Here is an 18609-nt window from a genome sequence, read left to right as displayed (position 1 = left end):
ACATGATTAGGCTGAAAAGAATCAACCACCACTTACTGGCGGAATCATTGCTACGACATTGCCAGTTTGAATAATGTCATCCTCATTTGCGTATTCTTCATTTACGGCGACCATTATCTCGTTTGAAATTGCTACATTGTATTTCTTAATCAGAACTTCCTTTAGTTCAGAAACTGAAATATTTTCACAATCTATTTGCAAGACCGACTTCCTTGCTTCTTCTTGCAAATGTGCAAATAATAGTACTTCAATCATGTTCTCATCTCCTTTTCAGGCTCGCCATTACCATATGCTATTTTCTCTAACTGATCCCCTATCCATGACTCACCATCTTCCCAAAACTCTTTCTTCCAAATCGGAACAATTTGTTTTATACGCTCCATAATATATTCATTCGCCTCATAGGCCGCTTTCCGGTGTGGTGTAGAAACAGCAACAACAACAGCAAGATCAGAAATTTGTAATGTACCAATGCGATGGGTAATTGCCACATATGTCCCAGGCCACTTCGCTTCTACTTCAGCACCAATTTTCTCAAGCTGTTTTTCCGCCATTGTCTTATAAGCTACATACTCTAAATAAAGCGTGCGACGTCCTTTCGTAAATTCTCTGACAGTACCAATAAAAGTAGTAACCGCGCCGCACTCACGGCGAATTACTTTACTTGTAACATCTTCAATTGAAATAGGAGTATCAATTACTTCATAATACGTATGTGTCATCTTGCACCTCTTATCTTTGTATAAATTAGCAATCTATTTTTCTGTTACTTGTATGATCGAAGCGGCTCTTCCCACGGCCACTCACTTCCGGCGCTTGATTCTAATAACAGTACCGAAACGGTTATTCCTGCTTCAAATCCTCTCGTTCCTCCCGGCAGAACGATACATGCATTCGCTTCTGCAAGTGAAGAAATTGCGCTAGATTTATCTAAACCGACTGGTGTAACTTGTAATTGGCCATCTACAAGTTCTACATTCCCTCTTACAAAACGAGTAAACGGATTTGCTTTCGGAAAGTCTTTCTGTAAAATTGCTTCTGCTCGATATAAGTGCGGATCTTTCCTGTGCAAGTATGTTCCAATGACTGGTCGAACATATAATTCACATCCGACATAACAAGCAGAAGGATTACCAGATAGACCAAATAATAGTTTTCCTTCTAGCTCAGCGACAGTTGTCACGCTTCCTGGTCGCATCGCTATTTTATTGAAAAGTACATTTGCTTGTAATCTCTTATAAATAGCAGGTAAATAGTCATAGTCTCCTACTGAAACGCCACCAGTTGTAATTAATATATCAACTTCTTTTATCGCTTTTTTTACAGTGTTATAACACGTCTCAAAATCGTCAGCGAATTGTCCATAATACTGTACAACTCCGCCCGCTCGTTCAATTTGAGCAGCGATCATATAGGAGTTACTATTTCGAATCTTCCCTTCTTTCAGTTGTTCATGTACTTCGAGTAGTTCACTCCCTGTCGTTACAATTCCAATAACCGGCTGTCTTACAACATGCACGGAACTATAACCAAACGTAGCAAGCAGTGCCGCTACTCCAGGGTTAATAGAAGTCCCTTTTTTCACAAGTATGGCATTTTGTTTTACATCTTCTCCTTGAAAAGAAATGTTATCACCAGAAGTGAAAGAGCGTTTTAATTTCATATAAGTCTTTTTGTTTTCTTCAAACCCTTCCGTTAGTTCTAACATAACAACAGCATTACATCCCGCTGGAATTGCGGCTCCTGTCATAATACGTACAGCTTGAAATGCTTTTACTTCCTCTTTAAAAACAAAACCTGCTCCAATTTCACCTATCACTTCAAACTGAATTGGGTTACTGCTACTTGCTTCTTTTGTATCTTCTGCTCGAATCGCAAATCCGTCGTACGGAGAGCGATCAAAATGCGGAACATCATGATCTGCAACAACATCTTCTCCGAGGATTCTTCCGTAACTTTCGGTAAGAGAAACCTTTTCCATTTCACCTTGATAGGCATATTCCATTACACGTGCAACTGCTTCTGCCACTGAGATTGGTGTACGTTTTTCTAACATTCTTTTTCACCTCGTTTTGATAAGAAGACACTCTCTTTCTGTTCATCCTATATATTTTGCGTATAACCGTTTTGCCATTTTCATATCATTAGTCCCATGAATAAACGCTCTGCCGTCTGTAAATAACACAAAACGATATTCATCTACTAGAAAGGATAGTAAATATGGTGTTTTTTTGACATTCACACTTTTTTGTAAGCGTTTTTGAATTTCTTCTAAATTAAGAATTCTCTTTATTCCTGGACGGATTTGAACTGTATTCCGCCCGCATAGCACTTCCGTTTTCATCTGTGCTTCAAATGTTAAACTTGGATACGTGCGTACATTCCCACAAGATGGACATGTACTTTTTTTCTGCCTATTTACTTTTAATGAGAGATATTGATTGTTCCAAATATCAAATGATAACATTGTTCCTCTTAACGCCTCAAAATCATCCACCAATATTTTCATCGCTTCTGTTACTTGGTGAGCAACAACCATTTGTACCGCTGGCTGAATGATTCCGGCTGTATCGCATGTTGCACCGCCCATAGGATGATCCATTAAGCAGCGAAAACATGGTGTTTCTCCAGGAAGAATCGTATACGTTACACCGTAACTTCCAATGCATCCACCGTATATCCAAGGTATATTTTCTTTTTGTGAAATATCATTTATAAGTAGGCGCGTATCGAAATTATCAGTCGCATCTACTATAAGATCTGCTTCTTTTGTTAACTCTTCCATTTCTTGCATTGTAACATCCGTTACAACAGGTACAATTTCTACTTCAGAATTAATTTTTCTTAAATGCTCTGCCGCTGCAATTGCTTTCGGTTTACACTGATGTGCATCTTCTTCTGTATATAACTGTTGTCTTTGTAAATTACTCCATTCAACGTAGTCACGGTCAGCAATTGTCAATTTTCCAATTCCCATCCTAACGAGCGCTTCTGCATTCGCAGCTCCTAGTGCACCCGCACCGATTAGGAGCACATGCTTTTCTTTTATTTTTCTTTGTCCCATTTCACCAATTCCAGAAAACAATACTTGCCTTGAATAACGATCTTGCATAGGGAACCCTCCTTTCGTTATCCACCAATGTAAGACATTTCTACTTTTGGACGTTTATTTGCACTTTCAGCTGTTCTTTCATCTGAATACTGATTTTTTCTAAACTCCCATGTATGTTGTAGAATTTTTAATAGTGATGCATCAGAAATATTTTCTCGAAGAAGCGTTCGCAAATCCGTTCCTTTCGTTCCAAATAGGCATGTAAAAAACTTTCCGTCTGCCGAAATACGAGCTCTCGTACAAGAAGAACAAAATGACTCAGAAACAGAAGTAATAAAGCCAACTTCTGCATTGCTCCCTACATATCGATACACTTTAGCTACTTCTCCAAAGTAACGAGGCTGGGCGGGCTCAATCGGATATACACGATTAATTTTCTCTATTAATTGTTCCTTCGTAATAACTTGTTCAAAGTTCCAGCCGTTCGTACTGCCCACATCCATAAACTCGATAAAACGTAGCTGAATTTCTTGTTCTTTAAAATACTGAGCCATAGGAAGAATCTGACTATCATTCATCCCTTTTTTTACGACCATATTTACTTTTACTTCTAATCCAGCTGCCTTTGCTGCTTCAATTCCTTTCAATACAGGTTTTGTACTTACATTTCGTCCATTAATTTTTTTGAAGACGTGATCCTCTAACGCATCTAAACTAATATTTACACGTTTTAATCCCGCTTCTTTTAACGCCTTAGCTTGTTTTGCTAAATGAATACCGTTTGTTGTGAGTCCAATATCCGTTAAGCCTTCTAGCTTTGCAAGCCTTGCAATTAACTTTGGTAAATCTTTACGCAATAAAGGTTCACCGCCAGTAAGTCTAATTTTATTGACTCCCATACTTATAAATAATCTAGCTAATCTTTCTATTTCATCGAATGTTAATAAAAATTCTTCCTGTAAAAAAGCATAATCAGATCCGAACACTTCGGCTGGCATACAGTATGTACACCTAAAATTACAACGATCAATAACTGAAATACGTAAATCTTGAAGTGGCCGCTCTAACGAATCCCTCATCTTCTCGTGCATCTATATCCCTTCTTTTCTACTGCAATCCTTAGTAGGTTTCATATTTTTTATTTACCTTTATTATAAAAAAGAAGTTACATATTCAATGTGACTTTTCTCACATTACTTTCCCCATTCAAAAATTCTTCACAAATCCGTTCGAATTTTGTTCACATCTTCAGTTCCTACTCCTTACGGTCAGTGAAATTTTACATCAATTTTGAAATAGCTCTTGCATTTTCAGCATACTTACACTCAAAATAGGAATTGTATTGCTTATATGAAGAAAGGTGATTGCTGTGGCAAACAGTATGAAATTATCTCAAGATTTAAAGGAATTACTTGCATCTGTTGAATATAAAATGCAAATAAAAAAAGGTAGTTTTATTTTCCAAGAAGGTATGGAGGCGACAGAACTCTATATCATCCACTCCGGAAAAGTACAGATTAGTAAACTAAGTGCTGATGGACAAGAATTGACACTCCGTATTTGTTCGGAATATGACATTATTGGAGAATTAACATTGTTCACGGACAATGCGAAGTATTTATTAAATTCAAAATGCCTTGAAGATGTTGAAGTAGGCGTTATAAAGCGTGAAGCGTTAGAAAAAGCATTACTCCAAAAACCAGCACTTGTATTTGAATTTATGAAATGGATTAGTGAACATTTAAGAAGAATGCAAACGAAGTTCCGAGATTTAGTATTACACGGCAAAAAAGGTGCCCTATATTCTACTCTTATACGAATGACAAATAGTTACGGTGTATTAAAAGAAAATGGTATTCTCATCGATTTACCATTAACGAATCAAGAACTTGCTAATTTCTGTGCAACTTCACGGGAAAGTGTAAATCGCATGTTAAATGAACTAAAAAAGCAAGGTACAATTTCTATTCATAAAGGAAAGATTACAATCCATGATTTACAATTTTTAAAACGTGAAATTGCTTGTGAAGATTGCTCTGCTTCTGTTTGTAGCATTGATTAGCATCTTATTTAGATACTTATACCTACAAAGAAAGCCGAGGTCTCCAATTAGATCTCGGCTTTCTTTATAAATTACTAAACATGTATACCAAAACTATTTTTTCAATTCATTAGGAATACGTCTTCTGTAAATTACATAACTACGGCTTACATATTTAATTGGAGCACTAAATACATGTACAAGTCTAGTGAACGGCCATACTGCGAATAGACCCATCGCTGCAATAATATGAATTTTAAACCATACAGGCACTTCCATCATATATTCAACTTTCGGTTGGAAAATAAAGAGACTTCGGAACCAAGGACCGATCGTTGTACGATAATCAAACCCTTTTGAGTCGATATTTAAAAATGTTGAGGAAAGTCCTGCCAGCATAACGATAAGTAATAAAATAAGCGCAATATAATCTCCCGTTGTACTCGTTGCAATGATACGTTTTACGGTTACACGGCGATACGTTAATATAATTAAGCCGATGATAGAAGCAACACCTGCCGGAAGTCCGAAACTAATTGCTACTACATGATACATATGTTCAGAAATACCTATTGAACGGTATACGGACTCTGGAATTAAAATCCCCATAACATGACCGCCAATTACGAACATGATCCCAAAGTGGAATAATAGACTTCCGGCCCGGAGCATTTTCTTCTCTAATAGTTCACTAGATTTTGATGTCCATCCAAATTGATCATAGTTGTATCTGAAAATATGTCCACCGATAAAGATTGCAAAAATGATATAGGGAAACAACACCCATAGAAATTGATCCATCATTTTGACAACTCTCCTTTCTAATTTGTCTGTACACCCCATGTATCGATAGCGAGGAGAATAGCTACAAGGATTGGTTCATACATACTATCAGCTTCTTTTAATTGAACGTGCAATGCTTGTATATTTTCCTTGTATTTACTCATAATTGGCTCACTATCTTGCTCATTGGCATTTGCAAAAAACTCAAGCAAAAGCGGTAAATAATCCGGTAGTTCTTTATCTGTTACTTCAAAACCAGATTTTTTATAATGCTGTTTTAACTCTAATAATTCAATACCTCTTTCTCTTTGTTCACCTGTGTTCATATAAGTTAAATACATATTTGTCTTTTTACCAAAATCAAATGTATATACGTAACGATCAATTAATTGATCGTTCGTTTTATCTAGTGCTTGTTTTATAAACGCTGTAAGTGCTGCTTTAACGTCTTCTTGTTCAATTGCTTCAATCTCTTCTTGTACTTCAGTTAAAGCTTCTCCCCACCCAAGTTCCGGATAGGAGAGAAGAAAAGAAGAACAAGAAAAAGCAGTTTGTAAACTTTGTTTCATCATTTTCCGCCCCCTTTATTTAAGAAATTGTCATGCAAGACCCTGGCCCACCTGCGAAGGATAAACCACAGCTTCCTTGTTCACTATATAAATCAGCAACTTGTTCACGGTGAGTGCCCGGAATGACGAAACGATCTTTATATTTCGCGATAGCAAGAAGACGATACATATCTTCTACATCCTGTTTCGTTAAACCAATTTCTTTTAATACTGCTTCATTTGGTTCTTTATTAATTTGCAATGCTCTCATATGCGTCCGCATGACAGCCATTTTTTTCAACGTAAGTCGAATGTGGGATTCATCTCCTGCAGTGAGTAGATTCGCTAAATATTGAATTGGGATACGCATATTATCGATAGCAGGGAAAATCTCTTCTGCTTGCCAGTTACTTCCTTTCCCTTCCACCATATTCATAATTGGGCTAAGCGGTGGGATATACCAAACCATTGGCATTGTACGGTACTCTGGATGAAGAGGCAGTGCAATTTTCCAATCGATAATCATTTTATAGATCGGTGACTCTTGTGCTGCTTTAATCCATTCTTCAGGAATGCCTTGTTTTTTCGCTTCAGCTGCTACTTCTGGATCATTTGGATCTAGGAAAACAGTAAGCTGAGATTCATATAAATCTTTTTCATCTTCAACAGAAGCTGCTTCTTTCACTTTGTCAGCGTCATATAGCATTACCCCAATATACCTGATACGTCCTACACATGTTTCCGAACAAATCGTTGGCATACCAGCTTCAATACGCGGGAAACACATTGTACATTTTTCTGCTTTATTCGTTTGCCAGTTAAAATACACTTTTTTATATGGACAAGAAGATACGCAGAACCTCCAAGCACGACATGCATTTTGATCCACAAGAACAATCCCATCTTCTTCACGTTTATACATCGCACCAGATGGACAAGAAGATACGCAAGATGGATTCATACAATGTTCGCATATGCGTGGTAAATACATCATAAAGACATTTTCAAAATCTGTTTTAATTTCTTCTTCCATTTTCTTTACGTTCGGATCTTGCAATCCTGTTATATGTCCACCAGCTAAATCATCTTCCCAGTTTGGACCCCATTCAATTTTGTCGATAAATTCGCCTGTAATTGCTGATTTCGGACGAGCAACTGGTTGATGCTTACGCTGCGGGCTATTTGTTAATGTTTCATAATCATAGTTCCAAGGTTCAAAGTAATCGTCGATGGTTGGTTGATCTGGATTGTGGAAAATATTCATAAGGCGTTTCATTTTCGAACCTGATTTCAGCTGAATTTCACCATTTCTCAATTCCCAGCCGCCTTTATATTTCTCTTGATCTTCCCATTGTTTCGGATAACCAATTCCAGGTTTCGTTTCTACGTTATTGAAGTACATATATTCAGCACCTGGACGATTTGTCCAGGTGTTTTTGCATGTTACGCTACAAGTATGGCAGCCGATGCATTTATCTAGGTTCATTACCATTCCGACTTGTGCTTTAATCTTCAAGCCAATCTACCTCCTTCAGTTTACGGATTACAACATTTAAGTCACGCTGATTCCCAGTCGGACCATAGTAGTTAAATCCATAGCTTAATTGGCCATATCCACCAATCATATGTGTTGGTTTAACATGAATACGGGTTGGACTATTATGTGTTCCCCCGCGGGTGCTTGTTAATTTCGTACCAGGCACGTTAATGTGGCGATCTTGTGCATGGTGCATAAATGCCATCCCTCTCGGTATACGGTGCGTTACGACAGCACGTGCTACAACAACACCGTTACGGTTAAAGCACTCGATCCAATCATTATCTGCGACGCCAGCTTCATTCGCATCATCTTTATTCATCCAAACAGTTGGACCACCTCTAAATAGCGTTAACATCGGTAATGAATCGAAGTACATACTATGAATCGACCACTTATTATGCGGTGTTAAATAGTTTAGTGTAATTTCTTTTCCTTCTACTTCAGGACGTGATTTTCGGAACGGTTTATGTTGCAGAATTGGTTTAAATGTTGCCATCGTTTCACCGAATTCTTTCATCATGTCATGATCTAAGTAGAAAGATTGTCGACCCGTTATCGTTCTCCAAGGAATAAGACGTTCCACATTTGTTGTAAATGGTGAATAACGGCGTCCACCTTTTTCAGAACCTGTAAAGGCTGGAGAAGTAATTACTGTTTTCGGCTGTGCTGTAATTTGTTCGAATGTGAAGCATTCTTCTTCACGTTCTTCTGCTAAATCACGCAGTTTTATATCCGTTTGTTTTTCAAGTGCTTCCCATGCTTTTACAGCCATATGACCGTTTGTTGTCGAAGAAAGCGTTAATACCGCCTCAGCAGCATTGATTGCTTCTTTTATGTCTGGGCAACCTTTCGCAATAGAATCCGTTCGAACAACTCCTAATTTGCTCTTTAATTGCTCATACTCTTTTTCTGCTGACCAAGAAATACCTTTCGTACCAATTGGTTGTTTTCCAGCATTTGGTCCTAGTGCAGTCATCTTGTCATAAATCGTTTTATAATCCCTTTCGACAACATGAATTTGTGGCATCGTTTTACCCGGTATTGGTTCACACTCACCTTTACTCCAGTCTTTAATCTTGCCAAGTGGTTGCGCTAATTCTTGCGGTGTATCGTGAAGAAGTGGTGTTGCAACGACTTCTTTCATTGGTTGAAGATCGATTTTCTTCGCTAAATCTGACACAGCTTTAGAAAGAGCGGTGAAAATATCCCAATCAGAGCGTGCTTCCCACGGTGAACCGATTGCTGGATTAAATGGATGTACAAATGGATGCATATCCGTACTGCTTAAATCATGCTTTTCATACCAGGTTGAAGCTGGTAAGACGATATCAGAATAAAGTGCTGTTCCAGCCATACGGAAATCTAAATTAATAAGTAGATCAAGCTTCCCTTCTGGTGCGTCCTCATGCCACTTAATTTCTTCTGGACGTAACGAATCACTATCGTCATTCATTAATCCATTTGTTGTACCTAGTAAATGCTTTAAGAAATATTCGTGGCCTTTACCAGAACTTGAAATTAAGTTGGCACGCCATACGAATAAGTTGCGCGGGAAGTTGTTTTTATTATCTGGATCTTCAATCGCAAATTTTAGTTCTTTTTCTTTTAGTTTTTGTGCAACGTATTTTCCGATTTCTTCTTGCGTTGTTGCACCAGCAGCAACAGCTTCTTTATATAATTCAATTCCATTTTTCTCGAATGTTGGATAAGAAGGTAACCAGCCAAGTCGTGCCGCTAATACGTTGTAATCACCGTGATGTTGATAACGAGAGTTGCCCTCAATTGGTGATGCTAAATGTCCAACCGGTGTATCTTCATAACGCCATTGATCTGTTACGAAATAGAAGAAAGATGTACCATTTTGTAATTTCGGTGGCCCTTGCCAATCTTTTGCCATCGCGATTGTTTGCCATCCTTCTGCTGGTCGTAATTTTTCTTGACCGACATAATGCGCCCAACCGCCACCGTTTACCCCTTGTGCTCCAACGAGAAGAACAAGGTTTAAAACTGCGCGATAAATCGTATCAGAATTAAACCAATGGTTAATACCGGCCCCTACAATAATCATCGAGCGCCCATCCGTATCAACTGCGTTTTGTGCAAACTCACGAGCAATTTGAATAATAAGCTCTCGTTTCACTCCTGTCATTTTCTCTTGCCATGCAGGCGTAAATGGTACATCATCATTGAAGTCTTTCGGCTCTTGTCCGCCGAGCCCTCGGTTCACACCGTAATTTGCCAACGTTAAGTCGTATACAGTTGTAACGAACACTTCGCCTTCTTCTGTCATAATTTTTTTCACTGGAATTGTACGTTCCAATACTTTATTTCCCTCATCTGAGAAGTACGGAATTTGTACCGTTCCCACAGCATCTTCCATTCCAAGTAAAGAAAGACGTGGATCAATCTTTTCACCTGTTTGTTCATCTTCTAAACGCAAGTTCCATTTCTTTTCATTATCCCAACGTGACCCCATTGTGCCGTGAGGTGTTGCAAAATCTTTCGTGTTCTCGTTCCAAAGAACAGGCTTCCATTCTCCTAACTTTGTTTCTCGTCCAATATCAGTAGCATTTAAGAAACGATCAGCGACGAATTGATCTCCTTTTTGTTTCAATGTGACAAAGAAAGGAAAATCAGTATATTGCTTCGCATACTTTGTGAAGTATTCCACTTGATTATCTACGTAAAATTCTTGTAAAATCACATGCCCCATTGCCATCGCAAGTGCACCGTCTGTACCTTGTTTCACACTAATCCAATCATCCGCAAATTTTGTAGACTCAGCGAAGTCAGGACTGACAGAAACAACTTTCGTTCCTTTATATCGAACTTCGGCTAAAAAGTGTGCATCTGGCGTTCTCGTCATCGGTACATTTGAACCCCATGTCATAATGTAACCAGCGTTATACCAGTCACTACTTTCTGGTACATCTGTTTGATCACCCCAAATTTGCGGAGAAGCTGGTGGTAAATCCGCGTACCAATCATAGAAGCTAAGCATCGGCCCGCCCATAAGTTGCATAAAGCGGCTACCCGCTGCATGACTTAACATCGACATAGCTGGAATTGGTGAAAAACCAACATTTCGGTCTGGGCCGTATTTAATGATTGTGTAAAGTAACGAAGCAGAAACGAGTTGTAATACTTCATCCCAATTCGCACGAATAAATCCACCTTTACCACGCGCCTGCTTATACTTACGTGCTTTTTCAGGGTTTTCCACAATACTTTTCCAAGCATCTAGTGGTGAATCATTATTTTGTAATTCTTCTTGCCACATACTCCAAAGAACAGCACGTACATACGGATATTTCACACGAAGTGGACTATAAATGTACCAAGAAAAACTCGCTCCACGCGGACATCCTCGTGGTTCAAAATCCGGCATATCAGGTCCTGTCGTTGGATAGTTAAGCTCTTGCCCTTCCCAAGTTACAATTCCATCTTTCACATAAATGTTCCAACTACATGAACCAGTGCAGTTCACGCCGTGTGTAGAACGAATTACTTTATCATGCTGCCAGCGTTTTCTGTACACATTTTCCCATTCACGATCTTCATATGTTTCTTGTGTATGATTATCATTATAACGATCTATTGGTGAAAAATATTTTAAACGTCTCATTAGTGCTGAAGGTTTCTTCTTCATCATGTTCACTCCTTTAATACGTCTCTCTTACATACCCTTACTATAAAAGAGGTTGTAAAATACAGATGTGACATTTCGCACAGTTCAAGAGATTGTCAAAAATTCAGTAGAAAATAAGTTTGTGAGAAAATCTTGTGTTCCGTTGTGAAGATTATGGTTAATCTTAATTATTAGGAGAATGGTATTTTGAGGTATCGACTATTTTGCAAAAGAAAAAGAGTTTTGATATTATTTCAAAACTGCCATAAGGAAAAGAGTATAAATTGTATGTAAAAAAAATTTTCCCAATGTTATTATTTTATATCGAGTCTGATTTTACATAAAACTACAAATCATTATTTACTGTATTGCCCTTAGTTACGGAAACAATTATACTAGATGTAATCGAAATAAATAATCTGAATATTCTCAGAATTGAAGGTAGAAGTTTTACTATCTACAAATAGAATTAGAAATATGTCCACTAAATAGATTAGAAAACGATAATAACATTAGGAGGATTACGATGCCCCAGCTTGATTCATTACATCCCACTGTAGAAAAAATAATCAATAATATTGAAAAAATAATGGTCGGAAAACGAAAAGAAACGATCTTAGCTTTGACAGCTCTTTTAGCTGAAGGTCATGTGCTATTAGAAGATGTTCCTGGTGTCGGGAAAACAATGCTAGTACGTGCTCTTTCTAAATCCATTGATGCTGATTATAAGCGAATTCAATTTACACCTGATTTATTGCCGTCAGATGTAACAGGAGTTTCTATTTATAATCCGAAAGAGCTCCAATTTGAGTTCAAGCCTGGACCAATTATGGGGAATTTTGTACTTGCTGATGAAATTAATCGTACATCTCCAAAGACACAATCTGCTTTACTTGAATGTATGGAAGAAGGCAATATTACAATCGATGGCATTACAAGGCCTTTACCAAAGCCGTTCTTTGTCATGGCTACACAAAATCCGGTCGAATATGAAGGAACATATTCTCTACCAGAGGCTCAGCTCGATCGTTTCTTATTGAAACTAAAAATGGGATATCCTACACCAGAAGAAGAATTTGAAATTTTAAACCGGATGGAAAAAACAAATCCACTCTCTCAATTACAGGCCATTACTACAATAGAAGAATTACTTTATTTACAACAAAGCGTACGGGTAGTAAGTATGGGCAAAGCAATTAAGCATTACATTGTAAAGCTTGTTAATCAGACTCGTACGTACAGTTCTATACAGCTAGGTGCAAGTCCACGTGGCTCAATTGCTTTAATGAAAGCTTCACAAGCTTATGCATTTATCCATGGCAGAAATTATGTTATTCCAGACGATGTTAAATTTTTAGCTCCTTACGTTTTAGCACATAGACTCATTTTAAAAATGGAAGCAAAATTTGAAGGAATAACTGGAGAACAAGTTATCGCAAAAATCGTTGCACGAACTACCGTGCCGACTCAAAGGACGATGAACCCTTGATGAAACGAATACTGCGAGCGCTATATCACGTTACGAAGTTATTGCTACTCCCTTTTTGCCTAGTCTTAACATTTGTGTACGCTATGTTTCAAGGAGGGTTTGTAAGTTGGTTTTTGTTTTACAGCACAATTCCCATTGCTCTTTATTCACTACTACTCCCCTTTTACGCTTTACGGGACGCTGAAGTAAGACGAATAACAAACCAAAATGGATATGTAGTAGGAGAACAATTTGTAAGCACGATTACAATAAAAAGAAAATTTCCTTTTCCCTTACTTTATTTAGTTATAGAAGATGAACTGCCACCACAATTTACAAGTTGTAAACAAACAAAGATGAATAAGGTAGTACTCTTCCCAGGATTGAAACGAAATATTTCGTTTCAATATGTTATTGACACAATCTCTAGAGGCGAGCACAATTTTTCAAGCGTACGTGTCAAAACTGGCGGTTTATTCGGCTTGATGGAGAAAGAAGTAACTTTTTCAGTTCCAGATACATTTTTAGTCTATCCCCACTATGTAGATATAACGTATCGACAATTGGAAAATCATTTCGAACAAGGAGCGCTTTCAGCGAATATAAATTCAGCAAAAGACTCTACAATCTCTGTCGGTGTCAGAGAATATAAACCCGGTGATCGCTTTTCATGGATTGATTGGAAAGCAACTGCACGAACAAACAATATTATGACAAAAGAGTTTGAACAACAGCGCAGCCATAATATCATGATATTCATAGATAGAACCGAGTCTCCTCTATTCGAATCAGTCGTCACATTTACTGCCTCTATCGTAAGGGCTGTCTTGAAACAAAATTCACCAGCATCATTCGTGTCTATTGGAAAAGAACAAACTATTTTCCCTTTAGACAATGGAGATACGCAGTTACAACAAATCCTTTGTCATTTAGCAAAAGTACAAGCAGACAGTGTATTCCCGCTCTCCCAGAGTGTAGAAATGGAACTAAGAAAAATTTATGAGCCCGTCACGATTATACTCGTGACAAGTAATCTTTCTCCCGATATTCAAAAGGCGGCTGATTGTGCCGCTATAAAAAATAGAAAATGTATGGTGTTTGTCGTGAAAGAAAAAGCGAATCAACTTTCACACCGAGAACTCAGTATAATAGAAACTCTAAAAAAACGACAAATATTTGTAAACACGGTTTATGAAAACCGGTATACAAACGTGTTTTTTGAGGTGAGCAAATGATAACATTACAAACAAAATACAAGTGGGATACGAACAGATTCTTTATGCATGCATGTGTATTTCTTCTTTTACTAGAATGGCTAAGACCTCTTATAGGTATTACAAATGTAGGTAGATTAGATATTTTCGTAACATTTATAGGAATTTGCTTCGCTCTCTCTTTTTTTCAAACGAGGTGGCAGATTCCAATAAAAATTGTCACAGTCTTATTTATCATTCATTCCCTGTATTATAAAAATGCTTTTATAAATCCATCTTGGCTAACAACATTCTTTTCTGATATGTTTCGAAATTCCTCCCTGTTTTTCCAAGGGAATTTACTAGATATTTCTCCAGTTTTTCCGACAGTTTTATTTTTTCTATCATTTTGGTTTTTGAGTTCTTTCACTTCATTTTGGATAATTCATAAAAAACGTGGGTTTCTATTCCTTGTATTGACTATTATTTATATCGTAACTTTTCATAACTTACATTTATACAATGCAAACTACGCTATTATTCGGACTGTTGTCATCGGCTTTTTTATGCTTAGTCTTCTTCAAGTAGAACGAATAAAAGAGCGTGAACACATACAAAATCATGCTAGGGAAACCTCAAAATTACTTAGACCACTTACAATATTTATTGTATTATTAGCAACCATCGCATACTTTGCTCCAAAATTCGGCCCTCAATGGCCAAACCCAATGAATTTTTTAAAATTCAACACATCCGAAGCGAGTAAAAAACAAGAAGTTTCTACAATTGGGTATGGTTTAGATGACTCGAGATTAGGTGGTCCTTTTCAGGCTGATCCTACAATTGTTTTCACAGCACAAACGCAAAACAAACAATATTGGAGAGTAGAAACGAAAGATTTTTATACAGGAAAAGGCTGGGAAGTTTCTGAAAATCAAAAAAAGATTTCTTTTAAAAGTAAAAACGACGTCGTGAGCTGGTACGAACAAAATACAAAAACGGAGACAACAAAGGCAACAATAAACATGCAAAAAAGTTATCCGCACCTTACCTATCCAGCAGGGTTAATATCAGTTGAGGCTTCCTCAGATGTATCATACAGCGTTGACCCATTTTCCGAAAAAATCTATATGATGCACGGAGACTCCTCTACTACTTTACATTCATATAAAGTAACGTATGAGATCCCGGAATTTCCCATAGAAAACTTGAAAGCTGTAAACACGAATGAAGGTCAAGAAACAAATCCTTATTTCATGACAAAGTACACACAACTTCCCGAATCATTACCACAGCGAGTAAAAGACTTGGCTGTCAATCTTACAAATGATAAAGACAACCGGTATGATAAAGTATTAGCTATCGAAAATTACTTCACAGACAACTCTTTTGTATACGAAACAATGAATGTTTCATTCCCTGCCAAAAGCCAAGATTATGTAGATCAATTCCTTTTCGATACAAAAAGCGGCTACTGTAATAATTTTTCGACGTCTATGATTGTACTACTTCGTTCTGCCGGGATTCCTGCTCGCTGGGTAAAAGGCTATACAGAAGGAACTCTTGACAATACACTTGCCTCTGCAGAAGGTCAGGATATTTATAAAATCACGAACGATAACGCACACTCTTGGGTCGAAGTATATTTCCCAGGATACGGCTGGATTCCATTCGAACCAACAAAAGGATTTACTAATCCCTATACTTTTACAAATAATACTCCTGCTCCTATTTCACAAAATAGCGAAGCAAATAATTCTAATAACCAGCAAATACATCAACGAAATAATGAAGCAAAACTTAAAAGTTTAATAGAAAATACAGAAGAAACTTCTACTAAAAAGGTCACAAATTCTAAAACTAGTTTTTCTTGGTGGTACGTATTCCTCTCTATGATACCAATTAGTATCATCGGATACATTCTCTTCACTACTAGAATGAAATGGATTACATTTTTTATTATTCTTTTCTATAAATACCGAAAAGATGATGTTGTTTATCAAAAAGCTTACGGCGCACTTTTAAAACAATTTGCGAGAATCGGCATACCACGGGGGGAAAGTCAAACATTCCGAGAATACGCTCTCCGCATCGATACACTTTACAACTCGGCTCATATGCAACAACTTACTTTCAGTTATGAAAACGCTATGTATCAAAAAGGACGATCCTCAGCCGAATGGAAAAAATCTGTACACTTATGGGAAGTGCTTATGAAAAAAGCAGCTTCTCTACCTAAATCAAATGAATTCGATACAATGATTTAATCTTGATCATGTGAGTTTAAAGAAAATACCTCAAAGGGCAACTTTGTTCTTTGAGGTATTTTTTAATAACTATAATAAAAGATAACAAACTCCTAATTATTCCCCAAGTACCTTCTCAATCTCAACCTCTAAATCAACTGGCTTCGTTTGCGGCGCAAAACGCCCTACTACTTTCCCATCTTTTCCAATTAAAAACTTCGTAAAATTCCATTTCACTGCTTTCATACCGAGTAAACCTGGCGCTTGTTCTGTCATGTATGTATACAGAGGATGAGCCTTATCACCTTTCACATCAACCTTTGCAAACATCGGGAAGTTTACACCGTAGTTTAATTCACAAAAACTAGTAATGTCCGCTTCTGTACCTGGTTCTTGTCCTCCAAATTGGTTACAAGGGAAACCGAGTATTTCTAGTCCTTGGTCTTTATATTTATCATATACTTCTTGTAATCCTTTATACTGTGGTGTAAATCCACATTTACTAGCTACATTTACAATAAGAAGTGCTTTTCCTTCGTAATCTTTTAACGATTTATCTTCACCTGTTATTGTTTTAGCTGAAAAATCATAAACTGTCATTGTTCCTACCCCTCTCTATACTATTATTCTATGTTTATACTATACTACATTCGTGAATATACAGCTTCTATTACATACTTACACACCGAAATGATAGCGCTTTATTTATGTTCGAAAATTCGACACAAACTACTAGACTTTTAGAATGGAAAGTTTTACAATTGAATTGTGAACAAAATGTGACAGTTTATATTCTATTATAATAGAAAAGGATGGTGTTCATTATGAAAACTGCACAACCTGAAACGATTTCAAATCGCGAGTTTTATTTCGTACTATATATGATGTTATTGTATGTTACTGGTTGGGTAATCGATGTAAATGGTTTATTCTTAAGCTCCTACTTTAATTTAGCAGGAGAGATTACGCTTCCGATCGTTGGTGGCATTGTTGGACTGTTCGTTATGTCTATCAATAAAGAACAAACGAAATAACAACACTTTAAAAAGGCAGAAGACGAGCTTTCGTTTTCTGCCTTTTTCTATTTTAGCGTATAATAGAAACATACAGTAACTAAGGAGTTGTAACGATGAAAAAAGTAGAGCAGTTATCTTCACACCTATATCTTATTGATGATTTTGATTTACAACATAATGAACGAACTGGTACGTATGTTTTATTAGGTGACGATATTACTTTAATTGAAACTTGTGCAGCCCCTTCTCTTCCGTATATTTTAGACGGCTTACAACAATTACATATTGATTTAAACGATGTAAAAAACATTATCGTAACACACGTTCATTTAGATCACGCTGGGGCAGCTGGTTTAATGATGGAAAAGTGCCCAAATGCTACTTTATATGTGCATTCTCGCGGCGCTCGTCATATGATTGATCCAACAAAACTCATTTTAGGCGCAAAAGCTGTATACAAGGATGATTTCGATAAACTTTTCGATCCAATTCTTCCTATAGAAGAAGAACGCGTTCATATTGTACAACATGATGATACGTTAAAAATTGCAGAAGACCGCATCCTTACATTTTATGATACACCTGGACATGCAAAGCACCATATTAGCATTCATGATTCATTAACAAACGGCATTTTTACTGGTGATACAATTGGAATTTATTATAGAGAGCTTGCAGACCTTGATGTAGAGTTATATTTACCATCAACGTCCCCTTCGCAATTTCAGCCCGATGCGATGATTGCTTCTAAAAATCATATTCAAAGTATGAATGTAGATACTATTTATTTCGGTCATTACGGCGCTTCATCCAATGTTACAGAAGTATATAACCAACTAGAACATTGGTTACCTATTTTCGTTCATACTGGTAAAGAGGTCTTTGAAAAGTATAATGATTTCGATGAGGCTACTAAAGCATTACAAACTTTATTAATGGATAAAATCTCTTCTCACCTTACAAAATTAAACGTCCCATCCGATCATTCCGTTTATAACATTTTACATCTAGATATAGAAATTAGTGCGATGGGTATTATTGATTATTTCACGAAGCAAGAAAAAACAAATTCCACTATTTAATAACAGTAAAAG

At 37.0% G+C, this 18609-nt stretch carries 16 protein-coding genes; 6 read left to right on the top strand and 10 right to left on the bottom strand.

From position 1 onward, the window contains the following. Positions 1 to 21: 21 nt before the first annotated feature. Genes moaD through moaA form a run of 5 tightly spaced genes read right to left on the bottom strand, consistent with a single transcriptional unit; the run spans position 22 to position 4143 of the window. Positions 22 to 255, bottom strand: coding sequence for a molybdopterin converting factor subunit 1 (gene moaD / locus DPQ31_RS10425; RefSeq protein ID WP_208731862.1), 234 nt, complete (start codon positions 253 to 255; stop codon positions 22 to 24). Continuing rightward, entirely contained in the window at positions 252 to 722 is a 471-nt protein-coding gene (locus DPQ31_RS10420; RefSeq protein ID WP_098157692.1) for a molybdenum cofactor biosynthesis protein MoaE, read from the bottom strand. Before DPQ31_RS10420 ends, moaD begins: the two co-directional genes overlap by 4 nt. Positions 723 to 766: 44 nt before the next feature. Then, entirely contained in the window at positions 767 to 2056 is a 1290-nt protein-coding gene (gene glp / locus DPQ31_RS10415; protein ID WP_000890808.1) for a molybdopterin molybdotransferase MoeA, read from the bottom strand. 42 nt (positions 2057 to 2098) lie between these two features. After that, entirely contained in the window at positions 2099 to 3112 is a 1014-nt protein-coding gene (locus tag DPQ31_RS10410) for a molybdopterin-synthase adenylyltransferase MoeB (RefSeq protein ID WP_097956859.1), read from the bottom strand. A 17-nt stretch (positions 3113 to 3129) separates the two neighbouring features. Further along, positions 3130 to 4143 (bottom strand): GTP 3',8-cyclase MoaA, encoded by a 1014-nt coding sequence (moaA, locus tag DPQ31_RS10405; protein ID WP_208731861.1) that lies wholly within the window; start codon positions 4141 to 4143, stop codon positions 3130 to 3132. 278 nt (positions 4144 to 4421) lie between these two features. Between moaA and DPQ31_RS10400 the strand changes: the two genes are divergently transcribed. Continuing rightward, a complete protein-coding gene (locus tag DPQ31_RS10400; RefSeq protein ID WP_000013854.1) occupies positions 4422 to 5114 on the top strand; it encodes a Crp/Fnr family transcriptional regulator in 693 nt (230 codons plus the stop codon). A gap of 93 nt (positions 5115 to 5207) precedes the next feature. Here DPQ31_RS10400 and narI read toward each other — a convergent pair whose 3' ends face one another. Genes narI through DPQ31_RS10380 form a run of 4 tightly spaced genes read right to left on the bottom strand, consistent with a single transcriptional unit; the run spans position 5208 to position 11616 of the window. Next, positions 5208 to 5897: a respiratory nitrate reductase subunit gamma gene (gene narI / locus DPQ31_RS10395; RefSeq protein ID WP_097954736.1), complete on the bottom strand. Its 690-nt coding sequence runs from the start codon at positions 5895 to 5897 to the stop codon at positions 5208 to 5210. A gap of 17 nt (positions 5898 to 5914) precedes the next feature. Beyond that, a complete protein-coding gene (gene narJ, locus DPQ31_RS10390) occupies positions 5915 to 6445 on the bottom strand; it encodes a nitrate reductase molybdenum cofactor assembly chaperone (RefSeq protein ID WP_097879376.1) in 531 nt (176 codons plus the stop codon). Between the two features lie 19 nt (positions 6446 to 6464). Then, positions 6465 to 7940 carry a nitrate reductase subunit beta gene (gene narH / locus DPQ31_RS10385; RefSeq protein WP_000692707.1) on the bottom strand — a complete coding sequence of 492 codons (1476 nt, stop codon included), beginning with the start codon at positions 7938 to 7940 and terminating at the stop codon, positions 6465 to 6467. Further along, positions 7930 to 11616, bottom strand: a complete 3687-nt coding sequence (locus DPQ31_RS10380) for a nitrate reductase subunit alpha (protein ID WP_208731860.1) — start codon at positions 11614 to 11616, stop codon at positions 7930 to 7932. Before DPQ31_RS10380 ends, narH begins: the two co-directional genes overlap by 11 nt. Before the next feature lie 502 nt (positions 11617 to 12118). On the opposite strand from DPQ31_RS10380, the gene DPQ31_RS10375 reads away from it, so the two are divergent. Genes DPQ31_RS10375 through DPQ31_RS10365 form a run of 3 tightly spaced genes read left to right on the top strand, consistent with a single transcriptional unit; the run spans position 12119 to position 16520 of the window. Then, positions 12119 to 13081, top strand: a complete 963-nt coding sequence (locus DPQ31_RS10375) for an AAA family ATPase (RefSeq protein ID WP_097956864.1) — start codon at positions 12119 to 12121, stop codon at positions 13079 to 13081. After that, positions 13081 to 14295 (top strand): DUF58 domain-containing protein, encoded by a 1215-nt coding sequence (locus tag DPQ31_RS10370; protein ID WP_097956866.1) that lies wholly within the window; start codon positions 13081 to 13083, stop codon positions 14293 to 14295. The genes DPQ31_RS10375 and DPQ31_RS10370 overlap by 1 nt, the downstream gene beginning before the upstream one ends. Beyond that, on the top strand, positions 14292 to 16520 hold the full coding sequence (locus tag DPQ31_RS10365; protein WP_208731859.1) for a transglutaminase TgpA family protein: 2229 nt from the start codon (positions 14292 to 14294) through the stop codon (positions 16518 to 16520). The genes DPQ31_RS10370 and DPQ31_RS10365 overlap by 4 nt, the downstream gene beginning before the upstream one ends. A 96-nt stretch (positions 16521 to 16616) precedes the next feature. Here DPQ31_RS10365 and bsaA read toward each other — a convergent pair whose 3' ends face one another. Next, the gene (gene bsaA / locus DPQ31_RS10360; protein WP_000219426.1) at positions 16617 to 17099 is read right to left on the bottom strand and encodes a glutathione peroxidase; all 483 of its coding nucleotides are present in this window, start codon (positions 17097 to 17099) and stop codon (positions 16617 to 16619) included. 224 nt (positions 17100 to 17323) lie between these two features. Here bsaA and DPQ31_RS10355 point away from each other — a divergent pair, with 224 nt between their 5' ends. Both DPQ31_RS10355 and DPQ31_RS10350 read left to right on the top strand, forming a co-directional pair. Continuing rightward, positions 17324 to 17533, top strand: a complete 210-nt coding sequence (locus tag DPQ31_RS10355) for a DUF3925 family protein (protein ID WP_000844989.1) — start codon at positions 17324 to 17326, stop codon at positions 17531 to 17533. Positions 17534 to 17628: 95 nt separating this feature from the next. Next, positions 17629 to 18597, top strand: coding sequence for an MBL fold metallo-hydrolase (locus tag DPQ31_RS10350; RefSeq protein WP_098228088.1), 969 nt, complete (start codon positions 17629 to 17631; stop codon positions 18595 to 18597). The last annotated feature ends 12 nt before the right edge of the window (positions 18598 to 18609 follow it).

Origin of the sequence: Bacillus sp. COPE52 (assembly GCF_003355115.1) — a bacterium.
Lineage (GTDB): Bacteria > Bacillota > Bacilli > Bacillales > Bacillaceae_G > Bacillus_A > Bacillus_A toyonensis.
Note: the sequence above shows the minus strand (reverse complement) of the source record. Positions and strands in the feature narration are given on the sequence as shown.